The sequence below is a fragment of the Acetivibrio clariflavus DSM 19732 genome, assembly GCF_000237085.1.
GTDB classification, from domain to species: Bacteria; Bacillota; Clostridia; order Acetivibrionales; family Acetivibrionaceae; genus Acetivibrio; species Acetivibrio clariflavus.
Window position 1 is genome coordinate 1,485,796 of the sequence record NC_016627.1, and the last position, 23,395, is coordinate 1,509,190.

Below are 23,395 nucleotides of genomic sequence, written 5' to 3' on the forward strand. Positions count from 1 at the left end.
ACTATGGCGATACATAATGCTTATAGGCAGTATATGTACAGTTATCCCCATAAGACTGCTTATCAATATATTGAAAATTTGGATTTGAGTGAGTATAGCTCAGAGTTGGCTAAAAATCCTATAGTCCTGTATTTTCATATACCCTTTTGTGAAAATAAATGCGGGTATTGCAATTTGTTTTCCATACCGTGGGAAAGTGATGAAAAAATTGACAGTTATATTGAGGCGGTTAAACGCCACGCCGAAAACTACAGAGAAGTATTGGATTTTGAAGGTGTTCAATTTAAATCCTTGATTTTTGGCGGCGGAACGCCTCTTATACTTTCCATAAATCAGCTGGAGAAGTTGTTTGATATAGCTGAGGGCTATTTCGGAATAGATTTGAGAAAGGTAAGTATATCTATAGAAACTTCCCCCAATCAGACCACCATTGAAAAATTGATGTTCTTAAAATCCAGGAATGTAAACAGGGTAAGTATAGGTGTTCAGTCCTTTGTACAGAAAGAATTGGACAAACTGAAAAGGTTTCACAATACCGACAAAGTAGAAAAAGCCCTTAAAGACTTAAAATATGTGGGTTTTGATACGCTAAATATTGACTTGATATATGGGATAGAATCACAAAGCTTTGAAAGTTTGAGATATTCATTGGAAAGGGCTGCCTCCTATGAGCCGGATGAGATATTCGTTTACCCTCTATATAAAAGACCGAATACGGGCATATTCACGGACTTCGATATAAATACCGAGCTTCAGTACAGAATGTATTTTATGATATGCGAATTTTTAAAAGATAAGGGATATTTTCAAACTTCCATGAGAAGATTTGTAAAGGATAAACCTTCAAAAGAGGAAAGCTGCGGATTTGAAAATATGATTGCTCTCGGCTGCGGAGGCAGAAGTTACATAGGAAACCTTCATTTTTGCGAAAGGTATACCTCAAAACAATCCAAATGCATGGAGCTTATAGATAAATATATTAAGCGAAAAGAGTTTTTCAGCCGACTTAGCTTCTATAAGCTTAACAGTGATGAACTGAAGAGGAGATTTATAATAAAAAATCTTTTTTATTATGGAGGAGTGCCTTTAGCTGAGTATAAGAGGCTGTTTGGAACAAATTTATACGAGGATTTTCCCATATTTCAAAAATTCAGCAGCGAAGAATGGATTATAGAAGCCAAAGGAAGGATAAAACTTACACCCCTTGGTCTTTCTTTGTCCGACTATATTGGGCCTATGCTCATATCTGATGCGGTTTTGGAGAAAATGGAGAGGTTTTGTGATGATTGAAAAGGTAAAAAACATATATTATAGAGGCTTATTGTCTTCCTGTAACTACTCCTGTTCCTATTGCTGTTTTGCCAGGAAAAAGCCCGGTAAAACCGAACTTATAAAGGACGAGGAAAGCCTGAAAAGGTTTTGCGACTTTATTGATAATACGGAATTTAAGAATAAAGTTTCAATTTTTTTTACTCCCTATGGAGAGGGGCTTATACATGACTATTATGTCGAAGCTGTCGGAAGACTTGCTGCAAATCCAAAATGTAAATATATATCCTGTCAAACTAATTTAAGTTTTGATGTATTTAAGTTTTTAGAGAAGCTGAAAGCTTTAAAGGCTGATTTGTCGAAAGTCAAGCTGTGGGCCAGCTTTCATCCTGAAATGGTGTCTGTTGACGAATTTGTATACAAGGTTAAGCAGCTAAAAACCTGTATTGATTTATGCGCAGGGATTGTTGCAATCCCCGGTGATTTGGGATACGTATTTGAACTTAGAAGGAAACTACCCAAGGATGTGTATCTGTGGATTAATGCGAAGGAGAGGGAGGAGACAAGATATACAAAATCCGAGGTTATATCTTTGATGGAAGTAGATCCCCTTTTTTGCAATGAGCTGCAACGGCACAGAGTTAGGGACAGTTGCTGCAGTGCAGGGGTCAGCAGCGTTTTTATCAGAGCCAATGGCGATGTTTTTCCCTGTCATTTGAATAAAAACAGGCTGTTAAATATATATAAGGAACAAAATCCTGTGGAATCCTTTAAATGTGACAGGAAGTTTTGCGACTGTTATTTGTCCTATTCCAACAGAATTGATTTAGATGTTGGAAAATACTTTGGGGAGTATACCCCTATAAGACTTCCCGAAAAAAAAGATATGGAAGCTGTATTTTTGGATGTTGACGGTACAATAACCGATGAATCGGGAGAAATTTGTGAAAAAGCTGCAGAGACCATACGGTTTCTAAAGGACAAATTAAGGATTTATCTTGCCACATCCCTGCCTTTACACATTGCGATGAAAAAGTGCAATCCTGTAAAGAAGTATATAAGTGGCGGGGTATTTGCAAATGGCGGACAGATAGTTGATTTCGGTTTGAACTATAAAGAGGCAGTGGCTATAAAGAAAGAAGCCCTGGAAGTATTATCGGATATACCGAAAATAGGAGTGTATAAAGAGAAAGATTCGGTATATAAAGTGATTGCTTTTAAGAAATATATAACATCAGTCATACAATCAAATTCTAAGCTGAAAGTAACTATTGAGAGGGATATTGCCAATATAACCTCCAATGAAGCAAGTAAGCTGAAGGGAATACTTAAGCTTTGCCAGCTGAATAATTTTGACGAGGATAAAATTTTTGTCATGGGAAACAGTATTACTGATTTGGAAATGATTAATTATTTTAAATATTCTGCGGCTACAGTAGATTCTAAAAGCGAGCTGCTGAAAAAACAAGCCCGGTTCATACTTAACATTGAGCACTTACCCATTTTTATCAAATGATTTCAGTTAATTTTCTGTGGCTAAAAATTTTTGGGAGAGATTCGAAACATTTCTTTTATAAGAAATTATAAAAGATTTGGCAATGGGTGTATTATATAGTGGCTTGGAATATAAACCAGCCGTCATTAATCGAAAACCGAAACACACCGCCGTATTTTTCAACTATATGAGCCATGCTTTTTGTTCCAAAGCCATGTCCAGGCTCTTTTGATACTGGCATACCGTGATGAAAAATCGGCTCTGTCTGATAGCAATTTCGAATATCAAGGCATAGTTTGTTATTTTTCGAAAAGATTCGAAGCTGTATGATGCGTTTATTGACATCATCTATTTTTTCCGAGGCATGAATGGCATTTTCCAGCACGTTTGATAGTAGGGAGCAAAGCTCAGTGTCGCTCAAAGGGTATGAATCGGGCAGCTTTACATCCAGAGTCAACCGGATTTTTGACTTTTTTGCCTTAGTAGCAAAAGATGACAAAACGAGATTGGCGGTTTCGTTTTCGCAAAAGCGTACAGGGGTGATGGCATCTAAGTCAGTCTGTACAGTTTGCAGATATTCTTTGATCTCTTCTATATTTCCGTTTACTGCCATTCTTTGCAAGAGAGCTAAATGATGGCGCATATCATGCCGATAAGATGCGGCATTTTGCTGCATTTGGCGTAAAGATTCAAATTCTTTTTGTGCCCGGTTAAATTGGGTATCCAGCATATCTTTTTCTCTTTGTATGCTAGCCTGCTTTTGAGTTTCGGAATAGTAAAGGAGGACAAAAACAAAATAAAAGGCAGATGTTATAAAAGGCATGAACTGTACGGCTACCCGTGTACCGCTGTACATAAAGTCAGTGTAAACAGTGGAGGTATACTCGAAAATATAATAAAAAGCCGGCATGACACCAAAAAGCAGACAGGAATTAACAGAGCGTTCTATCATGTGCTGGACCGATTTTGCCGCATATTTCTGCAAGAAACAGTATATCAAAAATGCAGCAGCAATATAGCCTATATGGTCCATGGAAACACTCCCAAAAACTGTACCTAAGGCTGTACCGAACCAGCGGGGAAGCTGATAACACAGAAAGACCAGCTAATTAAAGTCAAGAGTTTATAATAAAAATTTTGAGAAATTTTTTTAGGCTCCTGACGTTAATGAAACGCATGACAACAAGACCACCTAGGTGAGGTAGACATAAAATAGCTGGTCTAAAATAGCAAGTTGCTCTTTGAAAACTGAACATCAAGTACAGTACTATCAAGCTGCTGTATGCTTTGCTGCAAGCATTTGAGCGTGTTCCTGGGGGCTGCGTAACTGGTAAGGTTTCCTATCCCTTAGGACAGCAAAGATGATACAAACAAGCTTGCGCATAACAGCTCCCAAAGCTACTTTCTTAGGCTTACTCTGGCATTTTTGTTGGTAGAACTCCAGCAGCACAGGGTTGCAAGCTGTCTTATCCCGCTTGGTACGGATATTAGCAAGAGCAATTGTGAAAAGCACCCTGCGAAGCAGCCTTGAACCTCTCTTAGACATCTTGTTCCGTGTGCCGGTAAACTCTCCGGACTGCATGACAGAGGGGTCAACGCCGAAATAAGCAACCAGCTTGCCTGGCTTTTTAAAGGCTGAAAAGTCTCCAATCTCCGCAAGAATAGTAGCAGCAGAGAGAAGGCCTATACCTGGCAGGCTCTGCAAAAGTTCAAGCGTCAATGCCAGCATGGGCATATCCTTCGCCATATCTTCAGCAATCAGTAGACGAATGGACTTAAGGACTTTCTCCAGGCTTTCTTCCAAGGTTTTGATCATGGAGATATATACGCCCAGCATAATAACATTTGAGGCATTATGAATGCTCAGAGGTGCAAAATCTCTGGCCTTGGAGACCAGAAGCTCATACTTGGCAGTTGACCATTTGAGACTTTTGCGGGATTTCTTCTGAATCAGTGAAATCAGCTTGTTCCTGTCAGCCTTAAGAATATGGGCAGGAGTAGGATACTCCTCCAGGACAGCCATAGCAGCCTTTGAAAATATATTGGAGAAGACATCCTTGAAGTTAAGCATGAGTTGGTCAACAATACCGGTAAGCCTGTTTTTGTAGGCGGTAAGCTCATCACTCAGTTTGTAGTACTGGCGACATAGGCTCCTTAGGCACTCAATATCCTCATTGGGGATGTTGGTTGACTTAAGTTCCTGAAATCTATAGAGTAGGGCAATTTTCCGGGCATCCACTTTATCATTTTTCACTTTTCTGATTCCAATATTTTTGATAGAATCAGTTTGGATGGGGTTTGTTACCGAAACCTCAAATCCAGCTTTACAAAGTGAATGGAAAAGGATTTTGTGATAGTGCCCGGTGGATTCCATGACTATGAAAGGCCTTGAAGCAAAATCTTTTTCCGTTTTATTAAGCAATTCAACGGCTCTTTCAACGTCGGTATTGGAATCATGGTGAATCTTCATGCGGGCAACCACTTCATTGGTAGGAGAAAGAATCGCCATTTCACTGAAGAACTTACCCACATCAATTCCTGCAATGGGTCTGAAATTCATTAAAATGCCTCCTTTTTAAGATTAATGGACTTAAAAGCCTCCATTCCTTCCCATGTAAGCAAACAACCTTGCATGTGACACGAGGAACCAGCCAAAGAGCTGGCCTCAACCAGCCAAATCATGTAGACTTACCGGAATGGATAAATACTCTTTCTTACGGGTAATCGGCCCGCTAAGGTCCGTCCCAGGAGGTGAAACACTCACCTTCCAAGTCCGGAAGATATTATACATGATTGTCAAGGTTCAGGCCAACAGTTGCTGGCAAAATGGCTAAGATGTGAAGCCGGATGATGTGCTTGATGTTTAGAAAAGAATGAAGTTTGAAGTGTTATGTTAACAATGAATTTTAATGGGTCGAACAGTGGCTTCGGTCACTGATTTAATACAATATTAATTGTACAAGGATGTAAATACCGCAGTTAGTGAAATAAGCCATGGACGTTTCAGGTATACCGCAATAAAAACAGCAATAGGTAAATGAGAAAGCAGGGGATACAATTTATAGGCTATGGTCATACCCCATGTTTTTAAGCAGATTAACTGCAAAGCAAATAACAAAGCAGTCAGGCATCCGACAGCGACATAGTTTTTCCGTGTGCGTGGCATTCCTGCGAAGCTTACTGCTATTGCTGTGCCGAACAATAATGTAATATAATAACGGGCTAATGCAATGATAGTTTCAGGCATTTATTTATTCTTCCTCCATTTGGTAGTTTAGATACTGTTGCTTAACATCCTTTGCTTTTCCCTGGGCAATGGGAACAGAGGCAAGGGTCTGTAAAATAACCTGATGGTTTTCTATAGTATTTATATATTGCATATTGACAAGATAGGAGCGATGAGTTTTCAGAAAGCACCCATATTTCTGCAGTTTATTGCAAGCAGTGGAAAAAGACTCGGTGCATTCGATTACCTTTCCGGAAATTAAATGATACAAAACATTTCTTCCGATAACCTCTACATATACAATATTTGAAATAAATACTTTTTGAATGCCGTCATTGCTCTTTACAATAATTGCATCCTCTTTTTTTTGTGCCTCTATCTGTTCAAAAAGCTGATCAAAGGTAGAGAACAGCTTTTCCTTTGAGATGGGTTTCAGTACATAGTTGATGGCTTTCACCGAATAACTTTCCAAAGCAAATTCAGTGGATGAGGTGAAAAATAATATGGGAGCAGTTTTATCAAAACTACGAATTTCATTTGCTGCATCAATACCTGTAAAACCCGGCATCACAATATCTAAGCAATATATGTCATACTGCTTTCCTTTATTTAAAGAAGAAATCAGCTCAAATCCGTTGGTAAAAACTGCGTATTCAAAGTTCATATGCTTTGATGATTTATATTCGTTTAAGAGTTCGAGCATATTGAATAAATCGGTAATATTGTCGTCGCAAAGTGCAATTTGAAGCATGAACATTCCTCCGTCACTTGTATTTTCAAGTATAAGCTTATTCCTTTATATACAATTGAATGCATAAATTGGAGGCTATACATTATTTCGTGTCGAAAAAACAATGATTCGTGCAGAAAAAAATTCACTTTCGTTAATAATTGATAAACTTAATCCGTCAAGAATTTTATTTCCTGCAAATTAACATATATAGTATTTAGATAATTGGCCAGGTTGCTATAAAAAATTATTAATAATTTAGTATATCAAATCTTGAGGCTTAGGGTTAACTGTTTTTATTTGGTTCTTCTGTTATAAATTTTTGAGGTTCTTTTTGGGTTAATTGACAATAAAATACTGTATTAAATTTGTAACTTGATGTATGAAATTATACTAAAAGAAAGGAGAACTTTAAATAAAAATATTACTGTAGTCTTCCGAATGTACAGGGTATAAAATGCGCAGACAGGCTAAAAGAGGTTTTGTCTGTATGTTAAAAAAATAAAACTGGTATTTGTCATTAAAAGTATTTTTTGCTTATTGCAATTACATATTTATGAATTCCAGCTTGCACATCCTGTATGGAAATTTATAGTATGGTTATTTTCAGTTTCACTTCAGCTTGTCACATGATAATGCAGAGCTGTTCAATACTTCTTTAAACCAAAAAGAACATGATATTTTCGCATTTTTTTAAATCTATGTCTTTGTTATATCCTTGTTGCCTGAAACAAGTACAGCGTATTTACTGCATTGCTTTAGGCACTTGTAATAAAACAGATGAAATGAGAATTTGCTATGCGTTAAAAAAACTGGAAAGGAAGGTTAAAATGAAAAAACGATTTATATCTGTTTTCCTTCTGGTGGCAATGTTGTTCACAATGCTTCCTATGGAGGTATTTGCTGTATTGAACGAAAGTATGAAAACAAGCGTCAATACAGTTCAGGAGAAAATAAACTTTGAAAATCCCTTTGCGGATGTTAAGGAAGGCAGCTGGTACTATGATGCGGTGCAGTATTCACGCATCAACGGGTTCTTTAGCGGTACCGGAGCAAACACCTTTGACCCCGACGGGACGATGACTCGAGGTATGTTTGTCACTGTACTGGGACAAATGGCCGGTGTGGATCAGGATGCATACAAGGGGCAGTCTGCTTTCAGTGATGTAACTGCAGATGCTTACTATGCCACTTTTGTAGCATGGGCATCGAAGCACGGCATCGCTGCCGGTGTCGGAAACGGCAAATTTGACCCCGATGGTCTGGTCACTCGGGAACAAATGGCTGTTTTTTTTGTATGTTACTTTGAAAAGTTTGGAGTGGATTTTGATACCGGAGCCAATATCACAACTGTCCCGGCTGATTTAGACACTGTTTCGCCCTGGGCACGGGAAATGGTTTTAAAGCTCTGGAACACCGGACTTTTGGCAGGAGACGGTACAAACTTTAATCCTAAAGCCAATGCAAGCCGTGCGCAGGCCGCCACACTTTGTATGACTACCGATAAGGCAGTGAAGACTTGGTACAGTGAGCCAGGAATTCCATCCGGAAGAATTAGTATCGATCCGAAAAAAGAACAGAATTCCGAGGCACCTGATGCTTCCAACGATGATTCCGGCAGTGAAGGCAATAGCGGAAATTCCGGAAGCCAAACAAACACTGGCGGTTCCGACCGTGAAAGCAATACAGGCGGCGGTTCCGGCAGTATAAGCAAGGACAATTATTACAAAGTAACTTTTGTGACTGATTCAACTAGAGAAAATAAGGTATATAAAAAGGGAACTTTGCTTAGCACCATGCCTGTTCCAGTTCAGCTTCCCGGTAAGGTTTTTCTGGGCTGGTATTATGATGCAGAAAAAACCAAACCGGTAACCGGCAGCGATAAGCTGAGCAATAATATAACACTTTACGCAAATTTCACTGATGCTGTTGCTTTGGATGAAGGCGGTATACCTAACTTTGTCAGTGCATTGGATCAGGAACCCGGTTTTACCGTATCATTGAAAAAGAGCAATGGTGCACCGGTTCCAGGGATAGATTTCAAATTCCGCAACATTACTGCTCCCGAAAAAACGCCTGAAGGGTCGGTTTCAGAGGAAGACATGGCCAATATCGAGAGCGTCAAGGTTGAAGGGGATAAAGGAGTATGGGTTGTCTCGGCAGCAAAAGGAGGATTTACTCCGGGACATACTTATCAGATTGAGCTTCTGAAGGATGATGTAATTTATTATGACAGCGCAGAGGCTTTTAATGATTTGAAAGAAATCAACAGCAAATATGATATTTCCATGGTACGTTTCTTTAACTTCAGCATCGAAAAGGACGGAACCATGAATCTGAAACTTAGTGGAGGCATCAAGTATATTCCTGTGGGTGAGTTGAGTGAAGCCGATGGTTTGGGACTGATGGAATATGCCGGTCTGTATCTGGCCAGCACCGATAAGCAGGGTAACACCACCTATACCGAAAGCAATGGCAGCGGCAGTTTTACATACAACGGATCCGAAGATATACAGGTGGGTGACACTGTTGCCGTTTATTCCGGTACTAAACCTACAGAACGTAAGCCTGAAAAGGGTACTAAAGACAAAACCGATAACGGTGATGTTGCTTATGTGAAAATTGTTAGTATTGATAGCAGTACCTATTATTATGAAGCTGCTGAAGCTGAAGATGTTCTTTTCACACCGGATGTGCTGCCCATTGATGTGGATAACGGTGACTGAACCACCGGCTGGAAAGAGAATGGCACATCGGTGGTCATCAATAACAATATGTTGGACTTTTCAGACACAAAATATGGGAGCTTGGGACTTAGTGCCGAGACTACTGTAGATGTGGGCGACTTTTTAGCGTTTTTTACCGGTGATTTTGGAGATGATAACGCACAGGATCTGGCATACGGTGAAATTACGGCAATCACTGTCAATAAAGACGGTACTACTACTATTACTTATAAAGAGATAAAAGAAGATCAGCTAATGTCTGCCATGGATTTGTATGACGAAACACAACTTAGCGAAACTGAACTTAAGGAAGCGCTTAATAAAAACAAGGATGAAATACAAGAAATTATTGAAGCTCAGCTTATGGAGAGCGACTTCTTTGATGATGCCGGTAAATATCTGGCAGAAATAGCACTTAAAACCGACGAGGTTAGGGAGATCTTTGGAGATAATTTGACTTTAGTCGACTGTACTCTTACCTATGTAGACGGTACGCCTTTAGGCGCAGATGAACTGAAACTGATGGGCAATATCATTGACAAGGAACAGGACGGCAAAAAGCCGAAGGTTTCAGTCAGTATATCAACCAAAACATCCCATTTTGATCCGAAAATTGTCGGTTCCGGTGTACGTGTTGAAGTTGCTGTGAACTATAAATTCAAGATTCAGAAAAAAGGCAACAATAATATTATGGAGGTTGAACTGACTGCTTTCTTCGAGCAGGAGTTCACTTTCGGTTTCAATGTAAGTGGTGGTGCAGTTTGGAAATGGAAGTGGAAAATTATCCCTTATATTGCCGATTATCGTCTGACCGGTAACCTGGACATCGGCACATATACCGGTCTTGGTATAACAGCCACTGCCAAGCTGAAAGAGGACAAAGAGCCTTGGGGCATGCCGTGGCCCAATAGTGCCAGGGAAGCTGCTGCAACCAAAAAAATCTTTAGCTTAAGTAAGTCTATTAAGGAACTGATGGAAGATATTGAGACTGTTCTTCCTGAAGAGGAAGCTACCGCCAGTGGCGGACTGGCAGAGAAGTATGCACGGTTTATGGAGGATGCCAATGAGGAGTGGGTGGATCTGGTTTCTGTCAGCATTTTAGACCTGCGCAGTGCAGTGGATCCTCTGCATGTCCTTGCTTTTGGACTTCAGGTTGATTTCGTAGTCTCTGCAAACCTGAATGTGGCTATCGGAATGACCTTCCAATACGAGAACTTCAAGCGGCATTCTTTTACATTGCTTGTATTAAGCAAGAGTGGGGAAAATGAAAGTATCGATTTGTCCACCAACGGTTATCAGTTTGATTTCTATGTTATGGGAACCATCGGTATCAGAGCCGGTGTGCGGGTAAAGGTCACAGCAGGGCTCTTCAGTACAAAACTGGCTGCCATCGGATTGCAGTTTGAAACAGGAGCCTATGCCCGGATGTGGGGTTACTTCTATTATCATCTGGAGAACTGGAAGGAAAATGGGGTATGGCAGAAGAATAGCAGCTATTCCGGTGCACTTCTTATTGAAATCGGTGCTTATCTGGATGTGAAGTTCATTGCTGAAGCCCTGAACGGCAAATACTCCTACACTCCATCCATCTATACAAAAGAATGGCCTTTATGGTCGGCAGGACAACGGGAAAATGTCTATGACTTTGCCTATGAAGACGGTCTGACCTTCAATATTTTGAATGTCGATACCTATACCGTCCCCAAAACTGTCTTCGATATGTATTGGATGGATCTCAAGACCGGAGAGACAGAGGACAATGTCAAAAACTTCGACAGCAATACTTCGCCAAGCGGAGATGATGAAGCTTACTTTGCCGTAGATCTGACAAATTCGGCCTTCAGCTATAACCCTGTCAACAATCAGATTAAAGTAAACACTTCGTCAGGTGAATTGGTTCAGAGCTGTGAAATGAAGATTACATGGAAAGGTGCGCCTCTGTCCAGGTCCTCCGAGGTGCTTACAAGAACCATCAAGCTTAACTGGAATAATGAGGCGAATGCCGGAACCATTGCCTTTGACTCCAATGGAGGCTCAGCAGCTCCAATGATCCGATTACTTGCAGGAACAGCACTTAGCGGCAAAATGCCAGCAGCACCTACCCGTTACGGTTATACTTTTGCCGGATGGTATACCGATAAAGAGTTAAACAATTCCTTTACAGCAGCTGCCATGCCTAAAGGTAATACTACACTGTACGCCAAGTGGACACCGGACACTGTGGGCTATATTGTGGAGCATTATCAGAAGGCCTTGAACGGTCAGTATGTGTTGACAGAGACCGACAAGGCTATGACAGGCAAGGTGGGCGAACAGACAGCAGCTTTAGCTAAGTCCTATACCGGCTTTACAGCGCAGCCTGTGAAGCAGCAAACTATTGTTCCCGACGGTACAACCCGCGTTTCAATATACTATGACCGGAACTTGTACGATTTGAAATTCTTGTTTGACAACGGCAGTAATGATGTTATATTAAAGGTGCCTTTTGGCTCAGACATTGTATGGCCATCCAATCCTACCAAAGAAGGCTATACTTTTGCCGGGTGGAATGCGGATATCCCTGAAACTATGCCGGCGAATGCCTTGATCTTTACTGCTCAATGGACGGCAAGGACGGATATACCTTATACGGTGAAGCATTATAAACAAAGCTTGAATGCAGATTATATGCTGGAAAAGGCCGATAGAATGAGCGGTACTGCAGGACAGCTAACTAATGCCCAAGCCAAAACTTATACCGGCTTTACAGCAAAGAAATTTGACCAAAAAATTGTTCAGCCTGACGGAAGTACTGTTGTAGAGTTATATTATGACCGTAATATCAATGAACTGTCATGGAACTTAAATGGCGGAAATCCTTTGTCGGGAACGTATACCAACGGTGATGTGATGTACGGCACTTCTATTGAATTGCCTGATACACCTACCCGTGACGGCTATACCTTCCAGGGATGGTATAAGGATGCGGAACTGAATAAGCTACTCGAGGACAATGCTACAATGCCCGATGTGACGCTTACTCTCTATGCCAAGTGGAAGCCGAATCAGTACACCATAACCTTTGACAGCAACGGCGGAAGTTATGTAGCGGCTATTACACAGGATTGCGGTACCGAAGTGGAAGCACCCGCTAACCCAACCAAAGAAGGCTATACCTTTGTCGGCTGGATGAAGGACAATGAGATAGTTTTGGTACCAACCGTCATGCCGGCAGGAGATATCACTCTTATTGCCAAATGGGAAGCGAAAAAATATACCATAACCTTTAACAGCAACGGCGGAAGTTATGTGGCACCAATTACACAGGATTACGGTAATGAGGTGGAAGCACCAGCTGACCCAACCAGAGAAGGCTATACCTTTGTTGGCTGGATGGAGGACAATGAGATAGTTTCAGTACCAACCATCATGCCTGCAAGAGACATCACTCTGATTGCTGAATGGGAAATTAATCAGTATACCATAACCTTTGACAGTAACGGAGGAAGTTATGTGGCACCAATTACACAGGATTACGGTACCGAAGTGGAAGCGCCTGCCAACCCAACCAGAGAAGGCTATACCTTTGCCGGTTGGAAATTGGAGGGAGAAAATTATACAATTACTGTAATGTCCGGTAAAAATATTACCCTCGTGGCAGAGTGGACAGCTCACACCAATATACCGTACACCGTGGAACATTATAGGGAGGAACTGGACGGAAGTTATCCATTAACACCAAGTGAGAAAGAGGATTTGACGGGCAGCACCGGAGCTATGATTAATGCTGTTCCAAAGGGAACTGCCGGCTTTACCTTCGATTCCGACGCTAACGGTACAATTTCCTCCGGAGTAATTTTGCCGGATGGCAGTTTAGTGCTAAAACTATACTATAAACGAAACAGTTATAATGTAACATGGGACGCAGACGGTGGCAATTTGGACACCAGCGGTGCAACTACAGGCAGTGTGAAGTATGGTGCGGATATTACCCGACCTTCGAATAATCCTACCAAGACAGGACATACCTTTAACGGATGGTTAGGTTATACCGAAAATATGACCATGCCGGCAAAAGATATTACTTTTAGAGCTGATTGGACAGTCAACCGGTATACCATAACCTTTGACAGTAACGGAGGCAGTCCTGTTGAAGCCATCACACAGGATTACGGTACAGAAGTAAAAGCACCGACAGCGCCGACCAAATCAGGTTATAGATTTGTAGGATGGCAGCTAAACGGAGAGAATTATACCTTTACTACCATGCCTGCAGAAAACATCACGCTAGTGGCTGTATGGTCCAATATACCTATTTATACAGTAAGTTTTGATGCTAACGGCGGTACTGTTGAAACAACCTCTAAAACTGTTTTTGCCGGCAGCTCATACGGTGAACTTCCGATTCCTGAATATGGGAGTCAATTCTTCCTTGGTTGGTTTACGGCAGAAAGCGGCGGAACTAAAGTTACCGACACAACGGTTGTAGAGCTTGACACCGACCACACCCTGTATGCCCGCTGGTCAGCCACAGGCTTTACCGGAAGTGTTCATCCGGATGTGACAATCTATGTTGCCGGAATAAAAGTAACGACAGAGAATATGAACGATATTCTTGGCGATGGTTCCGGAAGTGTGCAATTTGATCCCAATTCAACAGAATTTACCGGAAGCGGATATATTTCTAATGCCGGTAAGCTGTATCTTAACAATGCAACGATATCGGGAATAAGTACTGTTAAAACCTTTTACCTAAATATCAATGCAACCATTTACGCTCCACACAGCATGACCATTGTTAACACAGGTAGCAGTACTGTGATAAACCCATTTGACGATCTTTCTACAGATACCGACGTTTACGGTATCTATATATCCGGTTATTTGAACATTGAAGGTTCAGGTACTCTGACCGCAACCAGCGGACAAGGTGGAGCCCAATATAACTGCGGTATTCGAGTTGGAGTTTCGGGAGCTCACTTAAAAATTTACGGAGTCAAAGTAGAAGCCTTTGCAGGTACTGCCGGAAATAATGGCAGGAGCTATGGTGTTTGTGTCGGTATTCTAGAAATGGAATATAAGGTGTTTCTAAACCCAGGTACTTTGGAGGCTCATGGATATGATAGCGCGGTATATTGCGGTGATCCGGATTTTCCTTATAGAGACTTCACTACAGTGGTTAATACCTATATTGGCGGTATGGACTATGATGGTTCTGACGCAGAATCTGTAACACAGACCGAAGAATATCAGTATCGGAACTACAAGTATATATTGGCTACAGTTCAGTAAAGGTTAAAATTGAGGCGGGGGAGACCCCGCCTTTTAAACCTTTTGGCATGGAAGAGGCTAAAATGAAAGGATTCGGTGTTCTTAAGCATGATTTTTGCAGAAAGGATGATCACATGAAGCGACTTCTATTTTTTGCAGCAATATTGACAGCCATACTTTTTACCGTACCTTCTTATGCTGACGAGTATCAACCGGTGCGGATTGCCGTCATTGACACCGGAATTTCCACCGCAGCAATTAGCGAAAGGAATCTGGACAGGGGACATAACTATATCATACCCAACGCTGCCACCGAAGATACCGTAGGCCATGGCACTGCCGTTGCGGCTATCATCGCCGGCAGCGAAACGGCAGGAGTTACCGGCCTTTGTCCCGAAGCTGTGCTGGTTCCCCTGGTTTATTACAGCAAGAACAGGAATGATATGGCGGTCAAGGGCGATCTGCCCATGCTGGCACAGATTATCCGGGATGCGGTTGAGATTTACAACTGCCGCATTATTAATATCAGTTCGGGAGCAAAAGTAGATACACCGGCCCTTTGGGATGCGGTGGCCTGGGCGGAACAACGCGGAGTACTGGTAGTTTCCTGTGCCGGGAATGACGGCAACAGTACGGTCTATTTCCCCGGTGCTTTTTCCACTGTCCTTTGTGCCGGAACCGTTAACATTGCCGAGGATGGTCCTGCCCTCTTTTCCAACTGTCACAGCGGTGTGGATTTACTGGCACCCGGTATAAGGCTAAAAACGACCAATATCAAAGGAGAATCAGTGACGGTAAACGGCACCACCTACTCTACAGCCTGGGTGACCGGTGCAGCAGCTTTAATGCTTACACACGACCCTTCTTTAACTCCCTATCGGCTTCGTCAGCTTTTGTGCAGTACTGCCCGGGACATTTGCTCTGAAGGTTATGATGAGGAATCGGGCTGGGGGATTGTGGATCTAAATGCGGCAATGGCAAAATTACAGGCTGAAAAAGAAAAAACTCTGCCCTTTCATGATGTGGCACAGGATGCCTATTACCGGGATGCAGTGGAATGGGCGTTGAAGAATGGTATAACCGGTGGCACAACCTCAACCACCTTTTCTCCGGATATGACCTGCACCCGTGCCCAGACGGTTACTTTCCTTTGGAGGGCTGCAGGATGCCCGGAACCGAGAATTACAAGGAATTCCTTCGGTGATGTGACTGAAAACGACTATTTTTATAAAGCTGTACTTTGGGCTTCAGAAAGGGGAATTACTTCCGGAACATCGGATACAACCTTTAGTCCATATATTCCTTGCAGTGAGGCGGAGATTATTACCTTTTTATGGCGAGCGAAGAATCGCCCTGATGCAGCAGGGAAAAGTGTAGTGGCATCGAATCTGGGGGAACATTATTACACCGATGCGGTGGCCTGGGCAGACACCCATGGGTTATTTAACGCTGCCAGAACTGACTTTGATCCGAAAAAAGAGTCACCTCGGGCCCATATTGTAGTTTACCTTTATCGCAGTATGAATGCCGGATTTTGATTGTATATTCTAAAATTAAAGCAATCAACTGAATTTTGAGCAGGAAGATTAAAAAATATATATTTTTATTAAACAATAAAAAAAGGCTTTTTAGCCTTATTAAATCAATTGTCTGAAATTTTTCATTAACCTACATCCTTAAATTTTGAATATAAGAAATTAATATCAGAGGTTTCTACAGTTTTAGAGTTGTTCTTTTTCTTATTTAGCTTTAGCTCTTTTTTCTTAAGAAGATTCAGTGAACGCAAACTTAACATTGTTCCGATGATTCCAACCAGCAATCCGATTATTAACCCAATCAGAGTTCCGAGTATTAACGCTAGAACAACATTTAACATATTCCAATCACCATTTATCGTTAGTATTAGTATATCATTATTTATATCGGCATTTCTCAAGTTTATTTTACAAGATTTTGCATATTGTTGCAAGATTGTTTTTTACTTAAAAAACTTTTCTTGTTTTTGCAATAATTTGATAATGAAAAATAAATTGATTTTTTATTATGTTAAGTTGAAAAATTTACTTTATTGAGCCTAACTTCTGTTTTACACTAAAAAAAGTTTAAATCAAATATGAAATATGGAAAAGGATTTTTGAAATGAAGGATATGAAATGGCAGAAATAGTTGCACTATAATTTGAATAATTGAATAATATATGTAGAAACATATAAATAACTATAATTTAAACTTATAAAAAATTTTTAAAAAATATGCTTGACATTTATCGATATCTGTCTTAAAATAGCTTTGTGCCTTTAGTGATGGGTACAAATGTGGTGGATGTAGCTCAGTTGGTTAGAGTGCCAGATTGTGGCTCTGGAGGTCGTGGGTTCGACTCCCATCATCCACCCCACGTAGGGATATAGCCAAGTCGGTAAGGCACCAGACTTTGACTCTGGCATTTCGTAGGTTCGAGTCCTGCTATCCCTGCCATAGGGGCCATTAGCTCAGTTGGCAGAGCACTTGACTTTTAATCAAGGTGTCCCGCGTTCGAGTCGCGGATGGCTCACCAAAAAAGAAGAAAGACCATGTAAATTTTGAAAAGCATGGTCTTTCTTCTTTTTTAAAACATAATACTTTAAACGTAAATTTTATGCGTTCAGCAATGATTCTTTTTGATTAATCCGGAAATTGAACATTGCCCTGGATAAAACAGCCATTCATGAGATTGTCGGGAATAGGGTCTATAATATCGGTTACAACCTTGCCGCGGATATCGGTAATTCTGATTTTAAGGTTGGAAGTATCCAAATTATTTATCACAAAATAGTTGCAGCGGTCCTTGGGAATGTCGACCCATTCGCCGTCTTTAAAGTATTCCATTTTCATTACAGGATATTTGTGATTTCTTACTTGTATGGCAAACCACCATTTTGAACTGGCCGGCAAGATTCGGTATATAAAATTTCCGGTGATGGGAGCAGGTATAATACGCCATGTTACATCAATTTTACCTCCGGGAACATTTGTATCGCCTATTTTATCACAGGAAATTCCGCAAAGGTCCAAAGCACCTTCCGGGGCTTCCGTATAGCAATCGGTTACATAGACAACTGTGGTACCTTTAGGCCCTGTTACCTCCAAATATGCACCGGCTAGAGCGGCCTGTACACCGTAACAATTAAAATCGGGTTTGTTAACGGCCACAATTTCCATATCTTCAGGAATTGGATCTAAAAGGGCAATTCCGCCTACATATCCTGAACCGGTATAAGTGGCATACCCTGAGCGTATTTTATCCCATCCGGGATATGGCTCGCTGTATTCAGGCAATGGTGTATTTGTCGGTGTAGGTGCTGGAGATTGAGTTTTGGGAAAAACTTTGATCATTCCGAGAAGATATTGTTTCATTAAAGCACAGTCAATGCTGTTTATAGAACCGTCTCCGTCCAAGTCACCTGCCAAAAGGGAATCTTCGGCAGGAAGAGTATTGATAATTTTCAATATAAAGCTTTTCATCAATGCAAAGTCAATACTATCCACATTATTGTCTCCATTGACATCTCCAACTTGAAGTTGGGCGGAAGAGATAAAATTATAGGATAAAACTTGAGCAGCTATAATTAAAATGGCAGTGAAAAGCCTGATTTTTTTAAAATTCATATTAAATCCTCCCCAAACAAACATTTATACATATTCTCTTAAACAATAATTTATCGACAATATAATTAAAACTTATAAAGAGAGTCCATAGACAAGTAAGAATATACTGCTGTTTTGTACCAAATAAGGAGCTATATAGATGATCACAGAATACTGGAAAAAAAGTATTGCATGGAATAGGAAAATGATATAATACCTGTTTTTGCCGTTCCTTGCGTTTATTAAACTTTACAAAATGTACTTATATTATAGTCTATTGCAGTAAAAATTACAATAAATTGAATTATATTAGTAAGAATTTCGTGGAGATTTAAAAAGTCAAGAAAGTTTTGTGAGAAAAATGCAAGGTTAAAATGTGCAAAATTGCAAAATGGATAAAAGTTGATAAATAATAAGATGTCAAAACGGCTGAATATAAGGGATGCGATATTGTGCTATTGAATACTGAGGTGTAATAATGAAATTTGCCAAAATAAATTATTCATTTTTGTTGATTTTTTATTGGCAAGAATGTATAATAAAAGAAGATAAAGTTAAACCGAAAACATATTTGAATAAAAAATAATAAATATCATGTCTTAATATCCCAAGCTGTATATTGGACATTTTTGAATAAAGAGTTCTCAATGATGAGATTATAACTATCTCAAAACGGGTTGTAGTCTTGTCATTTTTTTATATTTCTTTTTGCGGGAGGAGGGTTAAAATGCCGAGTAAAGGGAAATCAAGCAAAAATCTTCTATTAACTGCAGTAATATTATTGACAGCTATTTTGATTTTATACAAGATATTAAACATGGACAGCATAAATGCAAAAGATTATTCAAGAGGTCAAAAAACCGTAAATCTTACCGTATCTGCGGCAGCAAGCCTTAAGGATGTTATGGAAGAAATTAAAGAGATATATGAAAAAGAAAATTTAAACATTACCCTTACATACAATTTCGGTTCTTCCGGATCTTTGCAAAAGCAGATTGAACAAGGGGCTGAGGTAGATGTGTTTATATCTGCTGCAACCAAACAGATGGATGAATTGGAGGATAAAGGTTTAATTATTGAAGATACCAGAAAAGGGTTTTTGGAAAATAAAATAGTTCTTATTGTACCTTTAGAATCATCAGAAATTACCGATTTTAAGGATTTATTGGAGGACAATGTTAAGAAAATAGGAATTGGCGAACCGAAAAGTGTTCCTGCAGGACAGTATGGAGAGGAAGCACTGACGAATCTTAATATAATCGATTCACTTAACTCAAAGTTTGTGTACGCAAAAGACGTTAAAGAAGTTTTAATGTGGGCAGAAACCGGTAATATCGACGCAGGCCTGGTATATGAAACCGATGCCAAAGCATCAAATAAAGTAAAAGTAGTTGCCAGGGCACCGGAAGGATCGCACAGGCCGATTTATTATCCTGCAGCGGTAATTAAGGAAAACAAAAATCAGGAAGCGGCCAAGGATTTCGTAAATTATCTTTACAGCAGTAAAGCCAAACCCATATTTGAAAAGTATGGTTTTATATTTATTGAGTAGTTGGAATCGGTTTGGAGTGATGACAATGAATATGGATTTTTCACCCTTGTGGATATCGTTAAAGACTACAATTTTAGCAACGCTGCTGACCTTCTTTTTTGGAATCATAGCAGCTTGGTTTGTTACAAGGTATAGAGGTAAATTAAAGGGTTTTTTGGATGGGTTGCTTACATTACCGATGGTATTGCCTCCTACAGTAGTTGGGTATTTCCTGCTCATTTTGCTTGGAAAAAATGGACCAATAGGCAAATTGTTATATTTAGTCGGAATTAAAATAATTTTTACCTGGTGGTCTGCAGTTTTGGCAGCTTCAGTTGTTGCATTTCCGCTTATGTATAAAACAGCAAGAGGCGCTTTTGAACAGGTTGATATAAATATTGTTTATGCGGCGAGGACTTTAGGAGTCTCTGAATGGATGATTTTTTGGAAAGTGATTGTTCCGCTTGCCTGGCCTGGAATAGTAGCTGGAGCTGTTCTGGCTTTTACCAGAGCCCTTGGTGAATTTGGTGCAACACTGATGGTAGCGGGGAATATACCCGGCAGAACCCAGACAATTCCTTTAGCAATATTCTTTTCCGTTGAAAGTGGAGAGATGAATAAAGCATTTATATGGGTAGTATTGATATTTGTTGTATCCCTTGCTGTTATGATATTGATGAACTATTGGAATGAGTATCAAAGAATAAATACTCAAAGGATTGGAAGGAGAAAATATGGAACTGCTGGTGAATATAAAAAAGAGGCTTCCCGGATTCACTTTAAAGGTAAACTTCAAGGCATCAGAGCAAGTCATGGGGTTACTTGGGGCATCCGGTTCGGGCAAAAGTATGACCTTAAGATGTATAGCGGGAATAGAAAAGCCCGATGAAGGGAAAATAGTACTAAATGACCGAGTGCTGTTTGACTCAGAAAAAGGAATTAATATTCCGAGCAGACTGCGGAAAGTGGGGTATCTTTTTCAAAACTATGCTCTCTTTCCTAATATGACTGTGGAAGACAACATTGGATTCGGTCTTCAAAAACTTTCAAAAGAGAAGAGAAAGGCTGTAATACAGGAAAAAATAGAAATGATGAAACTTAATGGTTTGGAAAAGAGATTTCCTTTCCAACTCTCGGGAGGGCAGCAGCAAAGGGTGGCTTTAGCCAGAGCCTTGGCAATAGAACCGGAGATGTTACTTTTGGATGAACCCTTTTCTGCACTGGATGACCACCTGAGATATCTATTGACAAAACAGTTAATAGACACCCTTTCCAATTATCACGGAATTACACTTTTTGTTACACACAATATAGAAGAGGCATTTCGTATTTGCAGTGAATTGACAGTTCTAAATAATGGAGCTGTAGAATCAGCTGGAAAAAAAGAAGATATATTCAGAAATCCTGATAGTCTGTCTGTTGCCCGGATAACAGGATGTAAAAATTTTTCTGCTGCCAAATATCTATCAAATAATGAATTAGAGGCTGTTGATTGGGGCATCAGGCTTAAGACCGATCGTTTGATTACAAAAGAGCTGAAGTATGTGGGTATGAGAGCCCATTATGTCAGATTGGCATTGGAAAATGACAGGGATAATGTTTTTTGTTGCTGGCCAAGTTTTGTTAATGAATCACCTTTTAGAGTTACAGTATATCTTTTTATTGGAAACAGGCCTGAAAGTAAGCAAGATTATCACCTTCAATGGGAAATTCCAAAGGAAAAGTGGATGGAGATTGGAAGGGAACCTTTGCCGTGGAAAATATGTTTAAGTCCTGAAAGACTCATAATCCTTAACAGATAGGTTTTTGTTGAAAAAAAGAATTTCCCGGGAAATATAATTGACTTTTTTATCGAAATATATAAAAAAACATAAAGGTATGAAAAAAGGACTCATTAAGAGTCCTTTTTGGGAAAATGCAATATCATTATTCTACTTTTTTTGCTATGTCATATAGAACCAGATCTTTGTTTTTTTCTTCAGCCCAACGTATTGACCATTCGTTTTCAAACAGAAGCACATATCGGTCATTTTCATCCTGTACAATCATGGTAGAACTGGTAAGGGTAAGTTTCCTTGGGTCGATATCGGAATTTTCTATCCACCGTGCGTGTTTGTAAGGCAAGTGCTGCATTTTTATATCGACACCATATTCATTTTTAAGTCTGTATTCAAGAACTTCAAACTGAAGTACTCCGACTGTACCTATAATTAAAGCTTCTATACCTATATCAATTTGTTTGAATACCTGTATGGCACCTTCTTCAGACAATTGGTTGATTCCTTTTATAAATTGCTTACGCTTCATTGTATCTGCCGACATTACCCTGGCAAAATGTTCTGCCGGGAAAATGGGTATCCCTTCAAACTTGAGGTCACTGTTGGCTTCGCAAAGAGTGTCTCCTATTTTAAAAATACCCGGGTCAAAAACACCTATTATATCACCGGCAAAGGCTTCTTCAACTATTGTGCGCTCTTGTGCCATGAATTGTTGAGGTTGTGAGAGTTTGACAGTTTTTTTCTGTTGTACATGGTTAACTTCCATACCTTTGTAGAAACGTCCGGAACATATGCGCATAAAGGCTATTCTGTCTCTATGGGCAGGATTCATATTTGCCTGAATCTTAAACACAAAAGCAGTGAATTTATCCCAGGTGGGATCAACTTCACCGGCTGATGAGTTTTTTATACCCGGACATGGAGCAAGGGAAAGAAACTCCTCTAAGAAGGGCTGGACCCCGAAATTGGTCATGGCACTTCCGAAGAAAATTGGAGTTAATTCACCTTTAAGTACTCTTTTTTTGTCAAATTCTTCTCCTGCCATATCCAGAAGCTCTATATCTTCACGCAGCTTATTGTAATAATGGTCTCCCAAAAGATCGGCAAAAACTTGGTCGTCAATACTTCCTTTTTGAGATGAAACAACCGTCTGACCGTGATTTCCGCCTTCAAACAGTTCGATTTGTTTGAGCTTTCTGTTATATACACCTTTAAAGTCACCATCGGTACCTATAGGCCAGTTCATTGGATATGATTGGATACCGAGGACTTTTTCAATTTCTTCCATAAGCTCAAAAGGATCTTTTGAAGCCCTGTCCATCTTGTTTACAAAAGTGAAGATGGGGATACCCCTCATCTTACATACATGGAAAAGCTTTATGGTTTGTGCTTCAACACCCTTTGCACCGTCAATCAGCATTACGGCACTGTCGGCTGCCATAAGTGTACGGTATGTATCTTCGCTGAAATCCTGGTGACCGGGGGTGTCCAGGATGTTTATACAATAGCCGTTATATTCAAATTGCATAACGCTTGAAGTAACCGATATACCTCTCTGCTTTTCAATTTCCATCCAGTCGGATATTGCGTGCCGGTTAGCTTTCCTTGCTTTAACCGAACCGGCAAGTCTTATAGCTCCACCATATAATAGAAGCTTTTCTGTTAATGTGGTCTTTCCCGCGTCGGGGTGCGATATAATGGCAAAAGTTCTTCTTCTGTCAACTTCTTTAGTTATAATCTCTTTTATATTCGACATTTGTCATACC

General features: G+C 40.1%; 14 protein-coding genes, 3 tRNA genes and 1 pseudogene. 11 read left to right on the forward strand and 7 right to left on the reverse strand.

The features are described from left to right. Positions 1–3: 3 nt before the first annotated feature. Both CLOCL_RS06305 and CLOCL_RS06310 read left to right on the forward strand, forming a co-directional pair. Positions 4–1,290, forward strand: coding sequence for an STM4012 family radical SAM protein (locus tag CLOCL_RS06305; RefSeq protein WP_014254559.1), 1,287 nt, complete (start codon positions 4–6; stop codon positions 1,288–1,290). Next, a complete protein-coding gene (locus CLOCL_RS06310) occupies positions 1,283–2,785 on the forward strand; it encodes an STM4011 family radical SAM protein (RefSeq protein WP_014254560.1) in 1,503 nt (500 codons plus the stop codon). The genes CLOCL_RS06305 and CLOCL_RS06310 overlap by 8 nt, the downstream gene beginning before the upstream one ends. Positions 2,786–2,876: 91 nt before the next feature. On the opposite strand, the gene CLOCL_RS23065 is transcribed toward CLOCL_RS06310, so the two are convergent. The 4 genes from CLOCL_RS23065 to CLOCL_RS06330 all read right to left on the reverse strand — a co-directional run bounded on the left by CLOCL_RS23065 (position 2,877) and on the right by CLOCL_RS06330 (position 6,741). Then, positions 2,877–3,797 (reverse strand): sensor histidine kinase, encoded by a 921-nt coding sequence (locus tag CLOCL_RS23065; RefSeq protein WP_245532853.1) that lies wholly within the window; start codon positions 3,795–3,797, stop codon positions 2,877–2,879. Between the two features lie 237 nt (positions 3,798–4,034). Beyond that, positions 4,035–5,324 (reverse strand): IS110 family RNA-guided transposase, encoded by a 1,290-nt coding sequence (locus tag CLOCL_RS06320; protein ID WP_014254024.1) that lies wholly within the window; start codon positions 5,322–5,324, stop codon positions 4,035–4,037. 390 nt (positions 5,325–5,714) lie between these two features. Next, positions 5,715–6,011, reverse strand: a complete 297-nt coding sequence (locus tag CLOCL_RS06325; RefSeq protein ID WP_245532854.1) for a hypothetical protein — start codon at positions 6,009–6,011, stop codon at positions 5,715–5,717. A gap of 4 nt (positions 6,012–6,015) precedes the next feature. Continuing rightward, a complete protein-coding gene (locus CLOCL_RS06330) occupies positions 6,016–6,741 on the reverse strand; it encodes a LytR/AlgR family response regulator transcription factor (RefSeq protein WP_014254561.1) in 726 nt (241 codons plus the stop codon). A gap of 809 nt (positions 6,742–7,550) precedes the next feature. Here CLOCL_RS06330 and CLOCL_RS22445 point away from each other — a divergent pair. The 3 genes from CLOCL_RS22445 (at position 7,551) to CLOCL_RS06340 (ending at position 16,234) form a co-directional block, all read left to right on the forward strand. Further along, entirely contained in the window at positions 7,551–9,446 is a 1,896-nt protein-coding gene (locus tag CLOCL_RS22445) for an S-layer homology domain-containing protein (protein WP_052306578.1), read from the forward strand. Between the two features lie 48 nt (positions 9,447–9,494). Next, positions 9,495–14,717 (forward strand): InlB B-repeat-containing protein, encoded by a 5,223-nt coding sequence (locus CLOCL_RS06335; RefSeq protein WP_052306579.1) that lies wholly within the window; start codon positions 9,495–9,497, stop codon positions 14,715–14,717. Positions 14,718–14,779: 62 nt separating this feature from the next. Next, complete coding sequence (locus CLOCL_RS06340; protein WP_014254562.1) at positions 14,780–16,234, forward strand: S8 family peptidase; 1,455 nt, start codon at positions 14,780–14,782, stop codon at positions 16,232–16,234. Positions 16,235–16,359: 125 nt separating this feature from the next. On the opposite strand, the gene CLOCL_RS06345 is transcribed toward CLOCL_RS06340, so the two are convergent. Beyond that, on the reverse strand, positions 16,360–16,572 hold the full coding sequence (locus CLOCL_RS06345) for a hypothetical protein (protein ID WP_041714972.1): 213 nt from the start codon (positions 16,570–16,572) through the stop codon (positions 16,360–16,362). A gap of 442 nt (positions 16,573–17,014) precedes the next feature. On the opposite strand from CLOCL_RS06345, the gene CLOCL_RS06350 reads away from it, so the two are divergent. The 3 genes from CLOCL_RS06350 to CLOCL_RS06360 all read left to right on the forward strand — a co-directional run bounded on the left by CLOCL_RS06350 (position 17,015) and on the right by CLOCL_RS06360 (position 17,250). After that, positions 17,015–17,091: transfer RNA gene (locus CLOCL_RS06350), tRNA-His, on the forward strand. Positions 17,092–17,094: 3 nt separating this feature from the next. Continuing rightward, positions 17,095–17,171: transfer RNA gene (locus CLOCL_RS06355), tRNA-Gln, on the forward strand. A 3-nt stretch (positions 17,172–17,174) separates the two neighbouring features. Next, a tRNA-Lys gene (locus CLOCL_RS06360) sits at positions 17,175–17,250 on the forward strand. Positions 17,251–17,357: 107 nt separating this feature from the next. On the opposite strand, the gene CLOCL_RS23490 is transcribed toward CLOCL_RS06360, so the two are convergent. Next, positions 17,358–18,341 (reverse strand): expansin EXLX1 family cellulose-binding protein, encoded by a 984-nt coding sequence (locus CLOCL_RS23490; protein WP_014254564.1) that lies wholly within the window; start codon positions 18,339–18,341, stop codon positions 17,358–17,360. Between the two features lie 706 nt (positions 18,342–19,047). On the opposite strand from CLOCL_RS23490, the gene modA reads away from it, so the two are divergent. The 3 genes and pseudogenes from modA (at position 19,048) to CLOCL_RS23080 (ending at position 21,653) form a co-directional block, all read left to right on the forward strand. Continuing rightward, complete coding sequence (gene modA / locus CLOCL_RS06370) at positions 19,048–19,872, forward strand: molybdate ABC transporter substrate-binding protein (protein ID WP_014254565.1); 825 nt, start codon at positions 19,048–19,050, stop codon at positions 19,870–19,872. 31 nt (positions 19,873–19,903) lie between these two features. After that, a pseudogene (gene modB, locus CLOCL_RS22835) lies at positions 19,904–20,485 on the forward strand (molybdate ABC transporter permease subunit); the annotation flags it as partial. Positions 20,486–20,585: 100 nt separating this feature from the next. Next, complete coding sequence (locus CLOCL_RS23080; RefSeq protein ID WP_014254567.1) at positions 20,586–21,653, forward strand: sulfate/molybdate ABC transporter ATP-binding protein; 1,068 nt, start codon at positions 20,586–20,588, stop codon at positions 21,651–21,653. Positions 21,654–21,777: 124 nt separating this feature from the next. Here the strand turns inward: CLOCL_RS23080 and CLOCL_RS06385 are convergent, their stop codons facing one another. Continuing rightward, the gene (locus CLOCL_RS06385; RefSeq protein ID WP_014254568.1) at positions 21,778–23,385 is read right to left on the reverse strand and encodes a peptide chain release factor 3; all 1,608 of its coding nucleotides are present in this window, start codon (positions 23,383–23,385) and stop codon (positions 21,778–21,780) included. Between the last annotated feature and the right edge of the window lie 10 nt (positions 23,386–23,395).

Coding starts and splice junctions, on each gene's coding strand:
- CLOCL_RS06320 (WP_014254024.1), bottom strand. CDS start 5,324: ATGAATTTCAGACCCATTGCAGGAATTGATGTGGGTAAGTTCTTCAGT.
- modA (WP_014254565.1), top strand. CDS start 19,048: ATGCCGAGTAAAGGGAAATCAAGCAAAAATCTTCTATTAACTGCAGTA.
- CLOCL_RS23490 (WP_014254564.1), bottom strand. CDS start 18,341: ATGAATTTTAAAAAAATCAGGCTTTTCACTGCCATTTTAATTATAGCT.
- CLOCL_RS22445 (WP_052306578.1), top strand. CDS start 7,551: ATGAAAAAACGATTTATATCTGTTTTCCTTCTGGTGGCAATGTTGTTC.
- CLOCL_RS06335 (WP_052306579.1), top strand. CDS start 9,495: ATGTTGGACTTTTCAGACACAAAATATGGGAGCTTGGGACTTAGTGCC.
- CLOCL_RS23065 (WP_245532853.1), bottom strand. CDS start 3,797: ATGGACCATATAGGCTATATTGCTGCTGCATTTTTGATATACTGTTTC.
- CLOCL_RS23080 (WP_014254567.1), top strand. CDS start 20,586: ATGGAACTGCTGGTGAATATAAAAAAGAGGCTTCCCGGATTCACTTTA.
- CLOCL_RS06330 (WP_014254561.1), bottom strand. CDS start 6,741: ATGCTTCAAATTGCACTTTGCGACGACAATATTACCGATTTATTCAAT.
- CLOCL_RS06345 (WP_041714972.1), bottom strand. CDS start 16,572: ATGTTAAATGTTGTTCTAGCGTTAATACTCGGAACTCTGATTGGGTTA.
- CLOCL_RS06385 (WP_014254568.1), bottom strand. CDS start 23,385: ATGTCGAATATAAAAGAGATTATAACTAAAGAAGTTGACAGAAGAAGA.
- CLOCL_RS06305 (WP_014254559.1), top strand. CDS start 4: ATGGCGATACATAATGCTTATAGGCAGTATATGTACAGTTATCCCCAT.
- CLOCL_RS06340 (WP_014254562.1), top strand. CDS start 14,780: ATGAAAGGATTCGGTGTTCTTAAGCATGATTTTTGCAGAAAGGATGAT.
- CLOCL_RS06310 (WP_014254560.1), top strand. CDS start 1,283: ATGATTGAAAAGGTAAAAAACATATATTATAGAGGCTTATTGTCTTCC.
- CLOCL_RS06325 (WP_245532854.1), bottom strand. CDS start 6,011: ATGCCTGAAACTATCATTGCATTAGCCCGTTATTATATTACATTATTG.